Below are 16,551 nucleotides of genomic sequence, written 5' to 3'. Positions count from 1 at the left end.
ACCGCATGATTCCGTCTGTGACCCGCCCTCGCGGCGAAAGCGTGTCCGATCTGCCGATGGAGGTCGGCTCGACGCCGGACACGCGGCCGGTGCGGTGGTCGTCAGCTGTTCAGGCGGCGATAGGCCGTGATCGCCTCATCGACGTCGTCGTACACCACCGCCTGCCCGTTGATCAGGATGAGCGCCTGACTGCAGTACTCGCGGATCTGCTCCATGCTGTGGGAGATCAGGATCACGTCGGCGGTCTCCCGCCGCTTGTTGAACACGTCGGCGCAGCGCTTCTGGAAACGCGCATCGCCCACCGAGAGCGTCTCGTCGATGAGGTAGGTGTCGAAGGGAATCGCCATGCTCATCCCGAAGGCGAGCCGCGAGCCCATGCCGGAGGAATAGGTGTTCACCGGCATGTTCAGGTAGCTGCCGAGTTCGGAGAAATCCTCGACGAATTCAAGCACGCGGCGCGGATCCTCGCCGTAGATCCTGGCAACGAAGATGACGTTGTCCCGTCCCGTCATCCTCGGATTGAAGCCGCCCGCGAAGCCGAGCGGCCAGGACACGCGGAGGCCCCGGGAGATGCGGCCGCGGGTCGGCTCCTCGACACCGGAGATGAGCTTCATCGTGGTCGACTTGCCGGCCCCGTTGATTCCCATGATGCCGTAGCTGATGCCGGGCTTCAGGGTGAAGTTCACCCGGTCGAGGATGGTGCGACGCCGCCCGTAGGTGGAATAGACCTTGGTGACGTTCTCGAAGCGGATCACGGGTCGATTGGCTCCGTCGGCGAACGATGCGGGTCGGCCCCGCGGCCCCGGGCCCCCCGCCTGACGCCCATCGCCCCGCCGACAACCGGCGAGGCTCGGCACTTTGCGCCGGGCACAAAGCCGGAAAAAGCGGCGAATCTGGGGATGCCGTCCGCATCCCCCCATGGGCGATCCCGCGCATTGCCGGCCGCCCGCGACTGTCACCGGGTGCAGGTGACTAGACCACCGGATCTCCGTTCGTCGGTCACGAACGCTTCGGTGACGCGACGCCGGCGCGCCGCAACGCCTCGGCGAGGGCGCCGTCCTGCGGCGGGGCCGCGGGGGCGGGGCGGCGGGACGGTGCCTCGGAGCGGGGGACGCCGCCGCGCGGCGCCGGCGCGCCGTCGACGGGGTCGTCCAGCCGCATCGAGAGCGAGATGCGCTTGCGCGGCACGTCCACGGCGAGCACCAGGACCCGCACCACGTCGCCGGTCTTCACCACCTCGGACGGCGAGGCGATCCGCTTGCGGGCCATGGCCGAGATGTGGACGAGCCCGTCCTGATGCACGCCGACATCGACGAAGGCGCCGAAGGCCGCGACGTTGGTGACCACGCCCTCCAACTGCATGCCGGGCTTCAGGTCGCCGATCGTCTCGACACCCTCCTGGAAGCTTGCCGTCCGGAAGGCCGGGCGCGGGTCGCGGCCCGGCTTCTCCAGCTCGGCGATGATGTCGCGCACGGTCGGCACGCCGAAGCGCTCGTCGGCGAAGGCCGCGGGGGAGAGCTGGCGCAGCGCCGCCGCGTTGCCGATCAGCACCCGGATGTCGCTCTTCGTCGCCTCCAGGATGCGCCGCACCACCGGGTAGGCTTCCGGGTGGACGCCGGAGCGGTCGAGCGGGTCCTCGCCGTCGGGGATGCGCAGGAACCCCGCCGCCAGTTCGAAGGTCTTCGCTCCGAGGCCCGGCACCTTTTTCAGACCGGCGCGGGTGCGGAACGGGCCGTTGGCATCGCGGTGGGCGACGATCTTGTCCGCCACCGACGCGCCGAGGCCCGAAACCTGGGCGAGCAACGGTCCGGAGGCGGTGTTCACATCCACCCCCACCGCATTCACCGCGTCCTCCACCACCGCCTCGAGCGAGCGCGACAGCTTCTGCTCGGTCACGTCGTGCTGGTACTGGCCGACGCCGATGGATTTCGGGTCGATCTTCACCAGTTCCGCCAGCGGGTCCTGCAGGCGCCGGGCGATGGAGACGGCGCCGCGATGCGACACGTCGAGATCGGGCAACTCGCGGCTGGCGATGGCCGAGGCCGAGTAGACCGAGGCCCCGGCCTCCGACACCGTGACCTTGGCCATCTTGAGATCGGGGTTGGCGGCGAGGATCTCGGTGGCGAGCCGGTCGGTCTCGCGCGAGGCGGTGCCGTTGCCGATGGCGATCAACGCCACGCCGTGCTGGCGGCACAGGCGTGAGAGCGAGGCCACGGCCTCCTTCCAGCGACGCTGCGGCTCGTGCGGGTAAGTGGTCTCGACGGCCACCACCTTGCCGGTGCGATCCACCACCGCCGCCTTCACGCCGTTGCGGTAGCCGGGATCGAGCCCCAGCGTCGCGCGCCCACCCGCGGGGGCGGCGAGAAGCAGGTCCTTGAGGTTGCCGGCGAACACCTTCACCGCCGCCTCCTCCGCCCGCTCGAACAGGCGTGCGCGCAGATCCGCCTTGATGCCGGTGCGGATCTTGGTGCGCCAGGCGGTGCGGACGGTCTCGAGGAGCCAGGCATCCGCCGGGCGGCCCCGGGCGGCGACGCCGAACCGGCGGCAGATCGCCAGTTCGAACGGTCCCGGCACGCCGGGCACGGTATCCTCGCCCTCGGCGGTGAGGGCGAGATCGAGCACCTCCTCCTTCTCGCCGCGGAACAGCGCGAGCACCCGGTGCGACGGCATGCGCTCCAGACGCTCGCGCCAGTCGAAATAGTCGGAAAATTTCTGGCCCGCGGCCTCCTTGCCCTTGCGCACCTTCGACACGGCCTCGCCGCCGCGCCAGACATCCTCGCGCAGGCGGCCGATCAGGTCGGCATCCTCGGCGAACCGCTCGATCAGGATCGCCCGGGCGCCCTCCAGGGCCGCCTCGATGGTCTCGATCCCCTTGGCCGCGTCCACGAAAGCCTGCGCGGCCCGCTCCGGTGCCGTCTCCGGTCGCGTCAGCAGCGTCTCGGCAAGCGGTGCGAGGCCGGCCTCGCGGGCGGTCTGCGCCTTGCTGCGGCGCTTCGGCCGGAAGGGCAGGTAGATGTCCTCCAATCGTGCCTTGGTGTCGGCGGCGGCGATGGCGGCGGAGAGCTCCGGAGTCAGCTTGCCCTGGGCGCGGATGCTCTCGATGACGCTGGCGCGCCGGTCGCGCAGCTCGCGCAGGTAGCCGAGCCGCTCCTCCAGGCTGCGGAGCTGCGCGTCGTCGAGCGAGCCGGTCGCCTCCTTGCGGTAGCGCGCAATGAACGGGACCGTGTAGCCGCCGTCGAGCAGGTCCACGGCCGCGGCCACCTGCCCCTCGCGCACGCCGAGCTCCTCGGCGATCAGCAGATTCACGCTCTTCACGGGATCGGGCCTCGGTCGCGGTGGCGGGGAACGTCGTGCGGCCGTCCTTCTCCGATCGGGCCGGATGGCGCAAGCGACTCCCTCGCCCGGGGATGCCGCGGCTCAATCGTCCGAGCTGTAGACGCTGTCGCCGACGAAGATCATGTCGCGGTCGATCTCGGGCGGGTCCTTCTGCGAGCCGTAGGCGAAGAACAGGCGGCGGCTGCGTCCGTCCGCACCGGTCAGCGTCAGGGTATGGCGGTCGAGGCGGTACCGGCCACCCTCGGGGCCGCGGCGACGGCCGATCGTCGTGCCGACGCCGGTGCTCGCCCCGGAATTGATGGCGCCGACCGAGCCGCCGCGCCCGTAACGGCCGTCGGCCCTGAAGTCGTAGCGGCTCTCGACCGCAACCGCGACGTCACCGCCCATGGCACTGTTGCCGCCGCCCGACAGGCGCCGGTAGGCGCGCGCCACGCGCTCGTCCGCAGCGGCCGGAAAGGCGCGGAAGAAGCTGCCGTCGCCCAGGGCGTAATCGGCCGGCTTGCCGTCCGCGCCCGTCAGCACGAAGCCCTGACCCTTACGGGTCCAGCGACCGAAGCGGCGCGGCTGTGCCATCCGCTCGGCGGCGAGGTCGACGTCTTCGAGCGCCGTCTCGCCGATCTCGTAGGTGGTGCCGTCCTTGAGGACGATCAGCGGCTCGAAATCGACGATCATCATGCCGCCGACGCCGAAGCCGGTGGCAGAGCGAAAATAGACGCCCTCCACCGCGTCCCAGTTGGCGGCGTGACGGGGCGGGGCCGAGGCGTCCGGAACGGGGCCGGGCAAGGAAGGCGGTGCCGGCCGGGGATCGGCGACGGGCGGATTGACGTCCCTCGACGCCGTCGGCGACGGTTGAGCGGAATCCGGCGAGGGCTCGGCGCCCGCCCGAGCCTTCGGCACCAGCCCCGCCTCGGTCAGCGCCAGCGCCCGCAGCTTGGCGGCGGGAATGAAGGCGTTCGAGAGAGTTGCGAGGAAGCGGGGCACGACGCCGAGCTGCCGCGCCGCCTTCCAGCCCGCGTGGTGAAGCACGGCGCGCAGCTTCACCTGCTCGGCGAAGGCGGCCCGGCTCGCCGCCTGCGACAGCGGCGGCTTCTCCGCCAGCGGCATCACGAAGCGGCGGCGGACCGCCTGAAGCGCCTCCGGACCCGGTTCCGCCGTCGCGTCGTTGGCGACCATCCATTGCAGGACGATGAAGGCGGTGAGCACGTCGCCGGCATCGGCCGGGTCGAGACCGGTCCCGTCAAGGAAGCTACGGAAGATCGCGTCGTAATCGTACTTCGCGAGTTCACGGCCGGCCTCGGCCGCCGCGATCGGGTTGGTCGTGCGTAGCTCGCCCAGGTGGCGCTCCACGGTCGCCCGGCGCAACTCCGGTGTGGAGGCGAAGGGGAGGCGCCGGTCCGTTCCCGCTGGCTCGGCATCGCGTTCCCCCGGCGCCGGGACGGTCTCGCGCAGCGATCGGGCGTCGAAATCGGCGCTGTGCCTCTGGGCCTGCGGCGGGCGGAGATCCTGGCGGAGGCCGGGCGCGGCATCCTGAGCGAGCGTCGGGCTCCCCAGCAGCAGAAAGGCAGCGGCGAGACCAATCCTTGGCCCAGGCCGTGCGGGGAGGGCGGCCCAGGCGTCGCAGCTCGACGCGCTTCTCGTACTGGAACGGACGCTTGCCGCCGCGGTGGCGCGCGGGCTCGTCCGCGCGGCCGGATACGGGGGGCACCATCGCGCCGGAAGACCCGCGGCATGTGCCGCTGACGCTGCGCGACGGGCGCCGCGGCACAGCTTTCGGAACCAGGGTTCTGCCGGTCGGGACCGGGACGTCAGCAGCCGCGGCGACACGGGGGCTGTCGAGGCGAGGTGAGGAGGGCTGAGGCGCATGGTCAGTCTCGGGGCCGCTCCGGCCCGCAGGCGGAGAGGGGCAGGCGGGCGAGGAGGAAGACGCGGTTCTGCGCATCCGGCGGAACGAAGCGGCCCTTTTCCCGGCACGCCGCGTCCGGGCTGAAGCCGGGCTCGCGCACCACCGGCTCGGAGAGCCGCGAATCCGCGTCGTCGTTGACGATCCGCAGGCGGCCGTCGGGAAGAAGATCGACGGCGAAGCTGCCCGCGCAGCTCGCGCCGCGTCCGCAGCGGCGGATGCGTCCTCCGGTCTCGGCGCAGCCGATTCCGCCCTCGGCCCGTCCGCCGTCGGTGAAGTCGACGCGCAGCGTCAGATCGAGCTCCGGATCGATCCGGTCGGCCTGGGGGCGCAGTGCGATCAGGCCGCGCGACGAGCCGGAAAGATGGATCGCGCTCACCACCTGCCCCGGATGGCGGGCGAGATGGTCCGCGTCGTAGCGGCGCCCGTAGCAGGCGCCCGCCACGGGAAAGGCGCGCTCGGCGGCGAAGCCGACACCCTCTGCCCGGGCGCTTCCGGCGGGAAGCAGCGCGAGAGCCACGAGGAAGCGGGCAAGCTGCGGCATCGAGGGCCTCGGACCGATCACGTTCGACCCCTTCCGGGAGCGCGGGCGTCGCGGCATCCGCGTCACGACAGCCACGCGCCGATGACCGCCCGCAGGCCGATGCCGAGCCAGATCACGAGCGTCAGCAGCATGAAGGGCAGCAGCAGGATGACCAGCCAGCCCATCACCAGGAGCGTGTAGAGCAAGCCGCCGATATCGATGCCGGCGACGAGGCAGGGATGCGCGCTCGCCTCGTCGACCCGGCAGCCGGTGAGGTGGGCGAGCACGAATCCGAGCCCGAACAGCAGGGCCGGCGTCCAGACGAGCAGGGTCACGGCGAGCATCATGCGCCGGCTCCATCGCGGCAAACGTGATCGGTGCGGCTGTCGTCCATCCATGATGCGCCCTCGCGGTCGATCCTGTCGCGCGTCGGACCGTCTCCGGACCGGCGCCGCCCGCTGCCGGCGACGCGGTGTCGGCGGTCGCTGTTCACAGGGTGAAGCTCGCGACCCAGATGCGCCGCCAGCCGGACCCGGCCGGCGCGACGACGACTTTCACCGCCCGCCGCCCATCGATCGTCGTCTGGCCTCCGGCGCTTTCCTGCGGTGGCACCGCGATCCAGCCGTCGAACGCGGAGGCGAGGCTGCCGAGCCCCGGATCGATGCCTGCCTCGAGGCCCTTCGGCAGGAGGCGGGCGGCGAAGGCGTCGGCCTCCGCTTCCGGCGCGTCGAGGCGCAGCAGCACCAAGCGGTCGATCCCGGCCTCCGTGTGGACGCGCAGGTCGCGCTGGCCGGGCGGCAGGGGTGTTTCGAGGAAGGCCTCGATGGCCTCCGGGCTCATCGTCGTCGGCGCCGGGGTGCAGGCCGCGAGGGCCGGCAGGGCGACGAGGGCGGCGGTGAGCGCGCGGAAGGGCTCGCGCCACGTCGGCTCCGACCTGTGGCGGTCGCCGAAGTCCCGCGGTGATGGGGCGTCGAAGCGGTCGTGCGACGCGTCCCTGCATTCCGTCATGCCTCTTGCCCGCGTCACGGCTCGCGCCGGTAGACGCCGCGGAACGTGACGTTCATGCCGCCGCAGGCGAGGTTGTCCTCCACCACCAGCCAGGGTCCGACGCGTCGCAGCCAGACCTTGCAATCGTACTCGCCGCCCTTCGCGACCGGCAGCGTCGCGTTCTCGCCCATGGCGAAGCTGGCACCGTCGCCTGCAGGCGTGACCGTGCCGGAGATCTCGCCGAGGTTGACCCCGCCGCGCTTCACCCGCTCGGGATCACCGAGGCCCCAGGTCGCGTCGCCGGTCACGGAGAGCGTGCCGGGTTTATCCCCGCGCTTCACCTGGATCCGCCCCTCCGCCTGGGTCCAGGTGCCCAGCCAATCGTCGAGGGCGACGGAGGGCGGCGGTTCCGCAGCCACTGCCTCGGCGGGGAGCCAGCCGGTCCGGGCGAGGTCACCCTTCGCGCCGCGATAGCTGGCGCAGACATAGCCACCGTTGCGCTCTCCCAGGATCACGGGATCACCGGCCACCAGATAGGCCCGCTCGCGGCATTCGGCGCTCGGGGCGGGGCAGCCATTCTGCGCGAGCCCGTCCTTGACGAAGGCTGTACGGCCCGCCGCAACGATTCGCCCGAAGCCGAGAGTCGGCCCCTCCGAGAGCGAGGGCGTGCGCCGGCACTCGTTCTTCGCGGGCAATGCGCGATCCTGCGCGCCCGCGGCCCCGGTTGTGGCCAGAAGCGCCACGAGGACTAGGCCGCGTGACCCGCGCCGCGCCTGACGGATAGGATGGGAGTGGATCAAGGGAGCGCTCTCGTCCAGAATGATGCGAAGGGGAATCGGGCCATGGATGGCGGCGGCCCTGGCCCTCGCCGTCGTCGCGGCGGCGGGTTGGCGCCTGCGCGATCTCCTGGCGCAGGATGCCTGCCTCAATGCGAGGGGCGCGTGGCGGGACGGTGCATGCCGGCGCTGACGACCTTTCGTGCCGCCGTGCATCGGCGGGGTATCGCACAGTCCTAGTTCACGCCTGCCGGATCGGTGTGGCCGGCGGTGCGCAGTCCAGCGTGGGCGAGCGGGACAGCGGGGCTCGGCCGGCGCCTCATCGCGGCGTCACCGCATCGCGACCGAGGCGGCGACGCGCTCGGCGCGGGCCAGCGCGTCGGCCCGGCCGGCATCGGCGACCCCGATCACCCGAAGGTAGCGCCCGTCTTCGAACACCGTCGTCTGCGTCAGGCCGAGCGTGCGCCCCGTTCGGGTATCGGTGCCGGTGCCGCGCAGGCGAACCACCACGGCGTCGCCGCGGGTACTGCGCTCCTCGTCGGTGACCGCGACGTTGGTCAGGTCCTTCTGCGCCGTGAAGAGCCGGCGGGCGTAGGCCGCCTCCGCGCCCGCCGGCACCGGCGCCTGCCCCAGCGAGGGCGTGACCACGACCACAGGCTGCTCGCGCCCGGGATCCACGTCCTTCGGCCCCTCGGTCAGGAGTAGGCCGTTGCCGGCGAACACCACCATCGGGCGGAAGCCGGCTGTGTCGCCGACGGTGAAGGGCAGGGCCGCGACCTGATCGGCGAGGCTCGCCTTGGGCCGGAAGGCGATCGTGCGCAGGGCCGCCTCGACCGTGGGGGCCGGCACCTGTTTGGCGGCCGCCTCGGGGACCTGGACGGTGACGAGGCCGGTGCCGGAGGCACCGCGCACCACGGCGACCCACTTGGTGTAGGCGAGCCCGTTGGCCCCCTGCGTCCCACGCAGGACAAAGCCCTCGCCGCCGGCCGTGCTCAGCGGCTCCAGCCCGCCTTTCACCCGGAAGCCGGACGGCGCCAGCGCCTCGGGGGTGAACTTCCCGTTGATCTGGTCCCAGGCTTCCGGCGGCATCTCGACGAGGACGATCGAGGCGCCCGACCGGTGCTCGAAGCCCGCGAAGCTCGCGGCCGGCTTCATGCCGGGCGGCGGTGCGAGGCCGAGCGATCCGGCGGGCGGGAACACCGGCTCGGCCGCGAAGACCGGCGCGGTGGAGACCATCAGCCCGGCGAGCAGGCCGCGTAGCATCCACCGGCCGGGAACGAGGCGGGCGAACAGGCCCCGCAGCGGGTTGCGACGGCTCATCGTGTCTCTCCGAATGGCTGAGCGCGAAAGGGCGTTCCGGACGATCCGGGCGCGGGTCAGCGGGTCGCGACGCGGCTGACGACGAAGGTGTTGCCGGAGAACTGGACCTGCCCCGGCGCGCTCATGTGCTCCAGCATCAGCCGCAGATTGCGGCCGAGCCGCGCCGAGTCGGAGCGGGTCTCGTACCAGTACTCGGCGGTGGCCCCGCCCGATCGGACCGGGCGATGGTGCTCGTAACAGCGGAAGGCGGCCATGTACTCCTCCGCCGCCTGCACCTCCTGCGGCGAGAAGCCGTTGAGGCGCACGACATAGGCCGTCGGCAATCCGCCGCAGGATTCGCCGCCGGCGGCTGCGGCAGGCGGAGGCTCGGCGCCGGGCAGGGCATTCGGCAAGGCGTTCGGAAGCGCGGCCGGCGGCCCGGCATCGGCGGCACGGCGGGGGGCGATCACGCCGTCGAGCTTGGCCGTGAGCGCGGTGGCCACGTCCGCGGCGATGCTCTTCGCTTCCGCGCCGACCCGTTCGAGCAGGCATTCCCGGTCGCAGCCCTGAGGCAGGGGTGGAAGCTGCAGCCCGGCCACCTCGAAGGCGCCCAGCGATTGCCCGGTGCGCAGGTTGAGGAGCCGGCCGGGGATGCGCACCTCCGGCCGCACGATGTCGGAATAGGCCGATTTCGAGGCCGAGGCGTAGACCTGGAACACCGCTACCACGTCGAGCGGCGGGTTCTGGACCGCGCGGGCGACCTCGATCAGCTCCGCGTCGCGGCGGCGGACCCGATTGGCCTGGGTGATCCCCATCGCCACCGCCGTCTCGTCGTAGATGTTGTAGCCGCGCAGGTTCATCGTCTCGGACAGTTCGGCGATGACGCGCTGGAAGATGCGGTTGCCGCGCGGCACGGAATCCTCGTCGGCATCCTCGCCCATCACGACGATGTTCGGCCGGGTCTGCGCCTCGGCCTGAGCGGCGAGGCCGAGGCAGGAGCCGCCGATCAGGGCGAGGGCGAGGAGGCTGTTTCGCGTTCGGGTACGCAGCATCGGGATCATCCTGTCTGTAGGTTCGTGTGCCGGCGGGTGTGCTGAGGGGGTCACTCGGTGCAGGGCAGCGGCGTCGGGGCCGCGCCGAAATCGTCGAGGTCGAGCGGCACCTGGCGGCGGGGATCGCCGGGCATATCGGCCGCGCAGCCTTGCTCGGAGACCGGCAGGACGAAGCGCAGGGCGCCGCTCGGCGCGGGCGCGATCAGGCTGACCTCGACCCGCCGGTTGATCCGCGCGAAGGGCTGGGACGGGTCCTTGGGCCGGACGGGTCCCCAGCCGTGGATGCGCAGGCGGCGCGAATCGATGCCGTAGGTCTCGACGAGATGGGCCTTCACGCTGCGGGCGCGGGCGAGCGACAGGCGCCGGTTGTAGCCGGGACCGCCGGCGGCATCGGTGTGGCCGGCGATGAGGAAGCCGTGGCCGGACAGTTCGCGGGCCTGCAGCGCCTGACCCAGCGGTTCGAGCTGGATGCGCGCCTCCGGCGTCAGGCGGGCGCTGTCGTAGGCGAAGAACACGGTGAGATCGACCGAGCGGGCCGGATCGACCCGCAGGCTCGGACCGCCGTCGCCGGGCGAGACCGCGACCGGCGCGGCGGGACGGCCCGGATTGCCGTCGGCGAAGGGGGCGAGCGAGCGGATGATCGCGTTGGCCGAGGGGTTCACCGCCCCGGCCTCGGCCCGCTCTGCGGCTTCGTCCCGGGCCGGGGGCGCTTCCGCTTCGGCGGCGGGCCGGCGGGTGCCGGGCACCTCGGTCAGCGGGTTGGCGCGGGCGGGCGCGAGGGCGAGAGCGAGGCCCGCCGCCAGCAGCAGCCTCAGGCGCGGATGCCCCGGGCGCGGATGCCGGACCGAAGCGATCCCGTCGGCGGTGCTGACGGCGCCGCGCGCCGCCTGCTCGCGGACTCCCCAGAGTGCCCCCATGGCTTTCGTCTCCCTCTCACGAGCCTTGCTGACGGGCCTTGCTCTCGGGCCTTGCCGCGGCCCCGTCCCACTCATCCCTGGACCTCGCAGACCGGCTTTCGCCGCCGGCTCGCGAAAAAAATCGTTCAGCGCCCGCGCAGGATCGCATTCATGCCGGCGGGATCGAGCGGCCCGTCGGCGGGCCTGGGGGAGGGCGCCGCGCCCGTCTTCGCAGGTGGGGTTCCGGCCGGCGCGTCCCCGGCGGGAGCGGCGGCGGCGACCGGGCGGCCCTGGGAGGCGGCGATCTCGGACAGGATGCGGCTGCGGCCGAGTATCGCCGAGAGCCGCGTGGCCTTGTTGAAGCTCGAGGGGTCCTTCGGGTCGAGGCCGCCCTCCTTGTGCAGGGCGATGCCGGCCACGGAGGCGTCGAACATCAGCGAGCCGGAGGAGCCGCCGAGCGTGTCGCAGCGGTGGCGCAGATCCGGCCCCTCGGCCTGATCCTTCATCGCGAAGCAGCGGAAGCGGCTCATCACCTTCGGCCGCCCGAGGGGATGATGGATCACGAGCATCGAGCGGTTGCCCGGCACGGTCTCGCCCGAAAGGCGGACGGTGCCGTAGGCAGCACTCGGATTCCCGGCGACGCGGGCGAGCGCGTAGTCGAGGCGGGCGTCGAACTCGACCGGCTTCGGATCGATCTCGAAGCGGCGCGAGCCTTTGCCGTCCAGCGTCAGGTAATCCATCAGGATCGACGCTTTGACCGGGGCGAGGTCGCCCGATTGCGGCAGGCAGTGGTGGTTGGTGAGAACGTAGTCTCCGGGGAGCAGCGCGCCGGTGCAGGAGGCGCCGACCTGCTGCCCGGTGCGGGCGTTCCGCAGGACGATGTCGACGCGTCCGATCGGGCGGGCCAACGCGGCGAGCCCGTCCTTCGGGTCGAGTTCGCTGATCGGCTCGAACGCGCCCTTGTTCTGGTCGACATAGGCCGCCGCGTCGCCCGTCGTCTGGCGCGAGGGGAGTTGCGCACGGCCGTAATCGGCGGGGTCGAAGCCGATGCTCTGCGCGCGCGCGGACGGGGCCGTGCCGATCACGGCCGGGCCCACCGCGAGCAGTAGGCCGGCGGCGATCGGGACCGATCGGGCGGGCCGGCGTCTCCGGCGAATCGGGGTCATCGTCTCCCTCCTCTCCGTCAGGGTCGTATGCCCGGCCCGTCCGGCTGGGTCAAAAGTCTCAGAGTGCGGACTGCGCACCCATCAGCGGGTCAGGGCATGGACCAGCCGCTCGTCCGGCGGCGCGGCGCCCGCCTCCGGCAGGGCCTTGGTCTCCGGCAGGGCATGGACGGCGTAGACGAGGTTCTGCCGGCCGCCCTCGCGCAGAAAGAATCCCTGGGCCCCGTCGGCGAGCCGGATCGGGGGCAAGGCGGCGGCGCGCAGTTCCGGGCCGATTTCGAGCCGCAGGCCCGGCGCCGCCCCGATGGCGAGCCCGCACAATTCGGGTACGAGCCGGGTTGGGGCGAGGCGCTCGCCGCCCTCCGACTCGACCGGGCGGCGCTCGGGCGGATCGGCGCCGAAGGTTACGCGGCGGCAGGACGAGCCGGGCGGTGCCCGTAATTCCTCGACGCGGATCGCGGCCGGCTTCTTCGCTGCGGGCGGGGAGGGCGGGGCGGTCTCCGCCTCACGCGCGGGGGCGGCCGAGGCGGGGCCGGCCGCCGGATCGTTGGCCGCGCCGATGACGGGAGCCGGCCGGCTCCCGAGCGCGATGAACCCCACGAGTCCGACGAGTCCGACGAGGCCGGCCGCCGCGGCGGCGCCCGCCGGCAGGGCGAGGCCCCCCCCGCTTCGGCGCGGTGCCGGCCCGTCCATGCCCTTCGGCGGCGTCAGCGCATCCAAGGCGGCCGGCACATCTGCGGCGGGCAGGATCCGCGGTGCCCCGGTCCTCACGAGGGCACGGAGGGCCGTCTCGGCCTCCGCCCGCTCCGGCCCCTCCGGCAGGAGAGCCGCGAGCGGCACATCCGGCGCCTCGGCGAGCAGGTCGCGGGAGCGCTCGATCTTGTCGAGGAGCGCGTAGTCGCCGGGCAGCACCGCGAGATCGCGATCGACCGCTCCGGTCGCCCAGAGAATCAGATCGGCCTGCGCCGGTTCCGCGACGAAGCGGTGGCCGTGCGCGGCGAGGCCGTGGGCGAGGCAGACCGGCACTTCCCAGGAGCGGCCGGCATCGAACGAACCCGACAGGCGCAGTTCGTGCGGGGATCCCGCCGCGCCGCCGAGCCGGGCGACGGGCCCACCCGGCGCGCAGAGCCGGGCGTAGTCGGCCGACCAGGGCAGGGGGCGGTAGTCGCCGTCGGCGAAGGCGGCCGGCGCCGGCAGGCCGGGGCGCGGGCTCAACGAGCGCAGGCGCAGCGGCCCCCTCGTGGTCGGGATCACGACGAGGATCGAAAGCCCGCTCATGCGCGCCTGATCCGCCGGGGTGCGGCCGGCCTCGTCACGACAGGTCGTCTCACAACAGGAACACCGCGCAGGCGGGATCGCGCAGCATCTGCCCGAGCCGATCGGCCTCGGCCACGGCCGGGTCGAGGGCGAGCAGGATCGTCCCGTCGACCGGTTCGCCGAGGTCGAGCCGCACCGCCTCGTCGCCGAGCCAGGCCTCGATCCGCCGTGGCATCCGCGCGTCGGGTCCGCGCAGGATCAGGAGCGGAGGCGTGCCCACCAGGATCTCCAGTTCGAACGGTCCGACCCGACGCCGCGTCAGCGCGCCGTCCGAGGCCGCCGCGGCGAGGGGCGCGTGGGCGACGGCCTGGGCGCCGAGAAGCGTGCGGTAGCGCCGGGCAGCCTCGGGATCGGAGCGGAGCGCCCGGACCACGGCGAGATCGACCGGGGCGCCCGGCTCCCGGTTGGCATGCGTCCAGAGAGCGGCGTGACTCGGCCGGGCCGCGGAAGGCCGCGCACGCGTCAGCGCGCGGGCGGCGTGGATCTCGGCGAGCAATCGGGCATCCTCGCTCACGCGGCAGCCTCCCCGGCATAGGCCGCCGCGAAGGCTGCCGCGAATAGGGACCGGTCCGCCGCGAAGGCCGCGTCGAGCGGGCGCTGCCGGGCGAGGCCTGCGAGCGACCGTTCCAGCCGGCCGGCCTCCTCGGCGAGGCGCAGGAGCGCGGTCTCGGCCGCGGCGAAACCTCGGGCGAGGGCGGCGCGGTCTTCGAAGCCGGACCGTCGCATCCGGCGCAGATCCGCCTCCGCCGCCTCCAGCACGGCGCGCGTCTCGGGATCGAGGCCGTCGCGCTCGGCGATGCGCAGGGCCGCCGCGATGCGCAGCATCCGGGCGAGGTGGGCCGCGAGCGCTCCGGCCCGCTCCTGCAGGGCCGCGTAGCTCCGGGCCTCGGCGCAGGTCGCCCGCTCGGCGACCTCGCCCCCGCCGCCGCCCCGACGCAGGCGGTTGGCGATTCCCGATTGGACCTGCCCGAAGCTCGCGGCCCGCAGTGTCGTCAGCGGGCGGGTGCGGTGGAAGGGTTCGAGGCGCAGGAGGTCGGTCAGCTCCTCGCGCTCGGCGCCGGTGAGGATCTTCGGACCTTCCGGCCAGTCGGCGAGCAGGGCCGCCAGGGTCTCGGCCGGCTCGGCGGCGGCGAGGTCGCCGAGGGCCGCGTCGAGCCGCTCCTCCCAGCCGGCATGCGCGTCGAGGGAAACGGGGGCGGACAGCCCCTCCAGGCCGCCGATGAGATGGGCGGCCGCCTCGAAGGTCACGAAGTGCTCGGCGACCGTGCGGAAGCCCGGCCGCTCGCCCGCCTCCATCTCGCCGCGCCAGAAGGTGAGGATGTCGTCGTCGGTGAAGGCCTTGCGCCCGGCCAGGAAGCCGAGGATCGCGCGGAATCGGCGCTCCAGTGGCGCCAGCGGCAGGTGCGCGTTGCGATAGGCGGAGAGGTGGCGGGCGAGGCGCTTGGCCAGGAAGGCGGCGCCCTCGGCATCGGGCGCGGCGGCAAGCTCGTCGAGCCAGCCCGTGACGGTGGCGAACTGCGCCAGATCCTCCGCCGTCAGTACGAATTCGGCGAGCGCGAGCAGCCGGGCGAGGCCGGCCCAGCTCGTGCGCCACGCCTCGCCGAACACCGGGCCGCGGGCGTCGGCGACGACGGTTCCGGAGAAGCGCGCGGTCACGGCCGCTGCGGTGGCGAGGCCGGGATCGAGCGCCAGGGTGACGAGGTCGCGGCCGCTTGCAGCCTCGGTCCCGCGGGCCAGGGCGGCGAGAGCGTGGGCGAGGTCCCAGAGCGGCTTGTCGCGGTTCGGGCGCACGGCGCCGGTGACGACCCGGGCGAGCCAGGTGCGGTCCTCGCGCGAGAGGTCGCGGCCGTCGCAGACGGCGGTCAGATCGGCCGCGCAACGCTCATCGTACCCGCCGGTCATGCGCCTCCCGGTGCCGGGGCGCCGTGCAACCCCTTGCGATTTCTCGATTCGCTGTATGGTTATCCCGAGCCCGGCCATCCGTCACCCTCCGGCGCCGCGTGCGGTCGCAGCATAGCCGCCGCATGGGCGGGCCAGAGCGCGATCCGGTCTCATGCGGGCCGGATGTTGCGGAGCGCCGCCGCGAGGCCGAGGTCTGCAGCGTTCATGAGCGAAATGCGGGCGGCTGCGACGGTGCGGGGCGGCAGCAGGTTGCCACCCTCACTTGGGCAGGATGTCGGCCGCGCGGGCGGTGGCGATCATCGCCTCGTGCATCGCCCCGTCGTCCACGTCCGACGTCAGATCCCCGAGCCGGTTGTCGAAGGCTTCGTTCTGCGATCCCATGAAGGCCCGGCGCTTTTCGGTGTCGCGGGGATAGGGCGTGGGGAACATCGCGATGCCGCGCTCGACCGCGGCGGCGTGCTTGGGCAGGTTCATCGCCTTCAGGGCATCGACGACGTCGGGCGCCAGCACCCCTGAGGAATTGAAGAAGGCTTGGTGCACCGAGCCGTTCAGCATTTCAGCCTCGAAGATCCGGACGACGATGATCCGCGCATGGGCGGGCGGCAGGGCGGCGAGGCGGGCCGCGACCGCCGCCGGCGCGTCGTAGTGGTTCAGGCAGGTCCAAAGCCCGCCGGTGAGAAAGGCGAGGCGGTCGTCTTCGTCCGCGCCGGAGCGCAGCGGTTCGTAGAGCGCCGCGAGTTCCGGCGAACGGGCGATCCGCGCCGCCGCTTCGTCGAGGAGGCGCGGAAGGGCGCGGAAGCGCTCGGACAGACGATCCAGGGCAGCGTCGAGCGCGGCATCGCGGATCTCGCCGTGGCCGTCGCTCCAGCGGTCGTAGCGCCGGGCCTGCGTGCCGCCGTAACCCGGCCCGAACAGGGCCGCTCCCTTGCGCAGCAGCGCGGCGTGCCCGGCCAATCCCTCGGCATCGAGGGCCTGGAGCGCGTCCTCGAGAAAGACGCTGTCGGAGAGGACGAAGAAGCCCTTCAGGCCGGTGGCGCCGCCCGTCCAGTGATCGAGCGCGGCCAGCACCAGCACGGACCGCTCCGCAGGCTTGAAGGTCGCCAGTCCCCGCGCGAGGGCGGCCCGCATCTCGGCCGCACCGGCCGCGTCCAGAGAGAAGCGGTTGAAGTCCCGGCGCGTGTCGGACTTGAAGAACAGGTCCGGCATGCGCAGCGGCACCACCCGGTTCTCGAGCGCCTTGGTCATCGGGTAGTGCCGAAGGGCCTCGAGGTCGCAGCCTCGGGCCGGCGGGCACGCTGCGGCGGTCAGGAGGCAGGCCGTCGCGAGCCCGAACCATCGTCCCGAGACAGGAGGACGGCGAGGCGGACGCTGCGGCACGCCTGACCCGGTCCGCCCGAGCA

16 protein-coding genes are annotated in these 16,551 nt (G+C 73.0%); 1 reads left to right on the top strand and 15 read right to left on the bottom strand.

Features of this window, described 5'->3' with window-relative positions; translation table 11 throughout:
- Window positions 1–101: 101 nt before the first annotated feature.
- The 7 genes from HNR01_RS15420 to HNR01_RS15390 all read right to left on the bottom strand — a co-directional run bounded on the left by HNR01_RS15420 (window position 102) and on the right by HNR01_RS15390 (window position 7,441).
- Window positions 102–755, bottom strand: a complete 654-nt coding sequence (locus HNR01_RS15420; protein ID WP_017487273.1) for an ABC transporter ATP-binding protein — start codon at window positions 753–755, stop codon at window positions 102–104.
- Between the two features lie 244 nt (window positions 756–999).
- On the bottom strand, window positions 1,000–3,315 hold the full coding sequence (locus HNR01_RS15415) for a Tex family protein (protein WP_017487274.1): 2,316 nt from the start codon (window positions 3,313–3,315) through the stop codon (window positions 1,000–1,002).
- A gap of 102 nt (window positions 3,316–3,417) precedes the next feature.
- On the bottom strand, window positions 3,418–4,683 hold the full coding sequence (locus HNR01_RS15410) for a hypothetical protein (RefSeq protein ID WP_309236207.1): 1,266 nt from the start codon (window positions 4,681–4,683) through the stop codon (window positions 3,418–3,420).
- Between the two features lie 518 nt (window positions 4,684–5,201).
- On the bottom strand, window positions 5,202–5,780 hold the full coding sequence (locus HNR01_RS15405) for a hypothetical protein (protein ID WP_183668453.1): 579 nt from the start codon (window positions 5,778–5,780) through the stop codon (window positions 5,202–5,204).
- A gap of 62 nt (window positions 5,781–5,842) precedes the next feature.
- Window positions 5,843–6,106, bottom strand: coding sequence for a hypothetical protein (locus HNR01_RS15400; RefSeq protein ID WP_017487277.1), 264 nt, complete (start codon window positions 6,104–6,106; stop codon window positions 5,843–5,845).
- Between the two features lie 142 nt (window positions 6,107–6,248).
- Complete coding sequence (locus HNR01_RS15395; RefSeq protein WP_017487278.1) at window positions 6,249–6,767, bottom strand: hypothetical protein; 519 nt, start codon at window positions 6,765–6,767, stop codon at window positions 6,249–6,251.
- A gap of 14 nt (window positions 6,768–6,781) precedes the next feature.
- Window positions 6,782–7,441, bottom strand: coding sequence for a hypothetical protein (locus tag HNR01_RS15390; RefSeq protein ID WP_017487279.1), 660 nt, complete (start codon window positions 7,439–7,441; stop codon window positions 6,782–6,784).
- 151 nt (window positions 7,442–7,592) lie between these two features.
- On the opposite strand from HNR01_RS15390, the gene HNR01_RS27910 reads away from it, so the two are divergent.
- Complete coding sequence (locus tag HNR01_RS27910) at window positions 7,593–7,715, top strand: hypothetical protein (RefSeq protein WP_017487280.1); 123 nt, start codon at window positions 7,593–7,595, stop codon at window positions 7,713–7,715.
- Between the two features lie 137 nt (window positions 7,716–7,852).
- Here HNR01_RS27910 and HNR01_RS15385 read toward each other — a convergent pair whose 3' ends face one another.
- From HNR01_RS15385 to HNR01_RS15350, 8 genes are all read right to left on the bottom strand, one after another.
- Window positions 7,853–8,842 (bottom strand): hypothetical protein, encoded by a 990-nt coding sequence (locus HNR01_RS15385; protein WP_183668451.1) that lies wholly within the window; start codon window positions 8,840–8,842, stop codon window positions 7,853–7,855.
- Between the two features lie 56 nt (window positions 8,843–8,898).
- On the bottom strand, window positions 8,899–9,873 hold the full coding sequence (locus tag HNR01_RS15380) for a hypothetical protein (RefSeq protein ID WP_246417522.1): 975 nt from the start codon (window positions 9,871–9,873) through the stop codon (window positions 8,899–8,901).
- Window positions 9,874–9,923: 50 nt separating this feature from the next.
- Complete coding sequence (locus HNR01_RS15375) at window positions 9,924–10,790, bottom strand: OmpA family protein (RefSeq protein WP_017487283.1); 867 nt, start codon at window positions 10,788–10,790, stop codon at window positions 9,924–9,926.
- Window positions 10,791–10,915: 125 nt separating this feature from the next.
- Window positions 10,916–11,935, bottom strand: coding sequence for a trypsin-like serine peptidase (locus HNR01_RS15370; protein ID WP_153874090.1), 1,020 nt, complete (start codon window positions 11,933–11,935; stop codon window positions 10,916–10,918).
- An 81-nt stretch (window positions 11,936–12,016) separates the two neighbouring features.
- Window positions 12,017–13,210 carry a hypothetical protein gene (locus HNR01_RS15365; RefSeq protein WP_183668449.1) on the bottom strand — a complete coding sequence of 398 codons (1,194 nt, stop codon included), beginning with the start codon at window positions 13,208–13,210 and terminating at the stop codon, window positions 12,017–12,019.
- 49 nt (window positions 13,211–13,259) lie between these two features.
- Window positions 13,260–13,763 (bottom strand): hypothetical protein, encoded by a 504-nt coding sequence (locus tag HNR01_RS15360; protein WP_183668447.1) that lies wholly within the window; start codon window positions 13,761–13,763, stop codon window positions 13,260–13,262.
- A complete protein-coding gene (locus HNR01_RS15355) occupies window positions 13,760–15,151 on the bottom strand; it encodes a hypothetical protein (RefSeq protein ID WP_183668445.1) in 1,392 nt (463 codons plus the stop codon). The genes HNR01_RS15360 and HNR01_RS15355 overlap by 4 nt, the downstream gene beginning before the upstream one ends.
- Window positions 15,152–15,409: 258 nt before the next feature.
- The gene (locus tag HNR01_RS15350; protein WP_183668443.1) at window positions 15,410–16,396 is read right to left on the bottom strand and encodes a DMP19 family protein; all 987 of its coding nucleotides are present in this window, start codon (window positions 16,394–16,396) and stop codon (window positions 15,410–15,412) included.
- Between the last annotated feature and the right edge of the window lie 155 nt (window positions 16,397–16,551).

Source organism: Methylorubrum rhodesianum (assembly GCF_014199985.1).
GTDB classification, from domain to species: Bacteria; Pseudomonadota; Alphaproteobacteria; order Rhizobiales; family Beijerinckiaceae; genus Methylobacterium; species Methylobacterium rhodesianum.
Note: the sequence above shows the minus strand (reverse complement) of the source record. Positions and strands in the feature narration are given on the sequence as shown.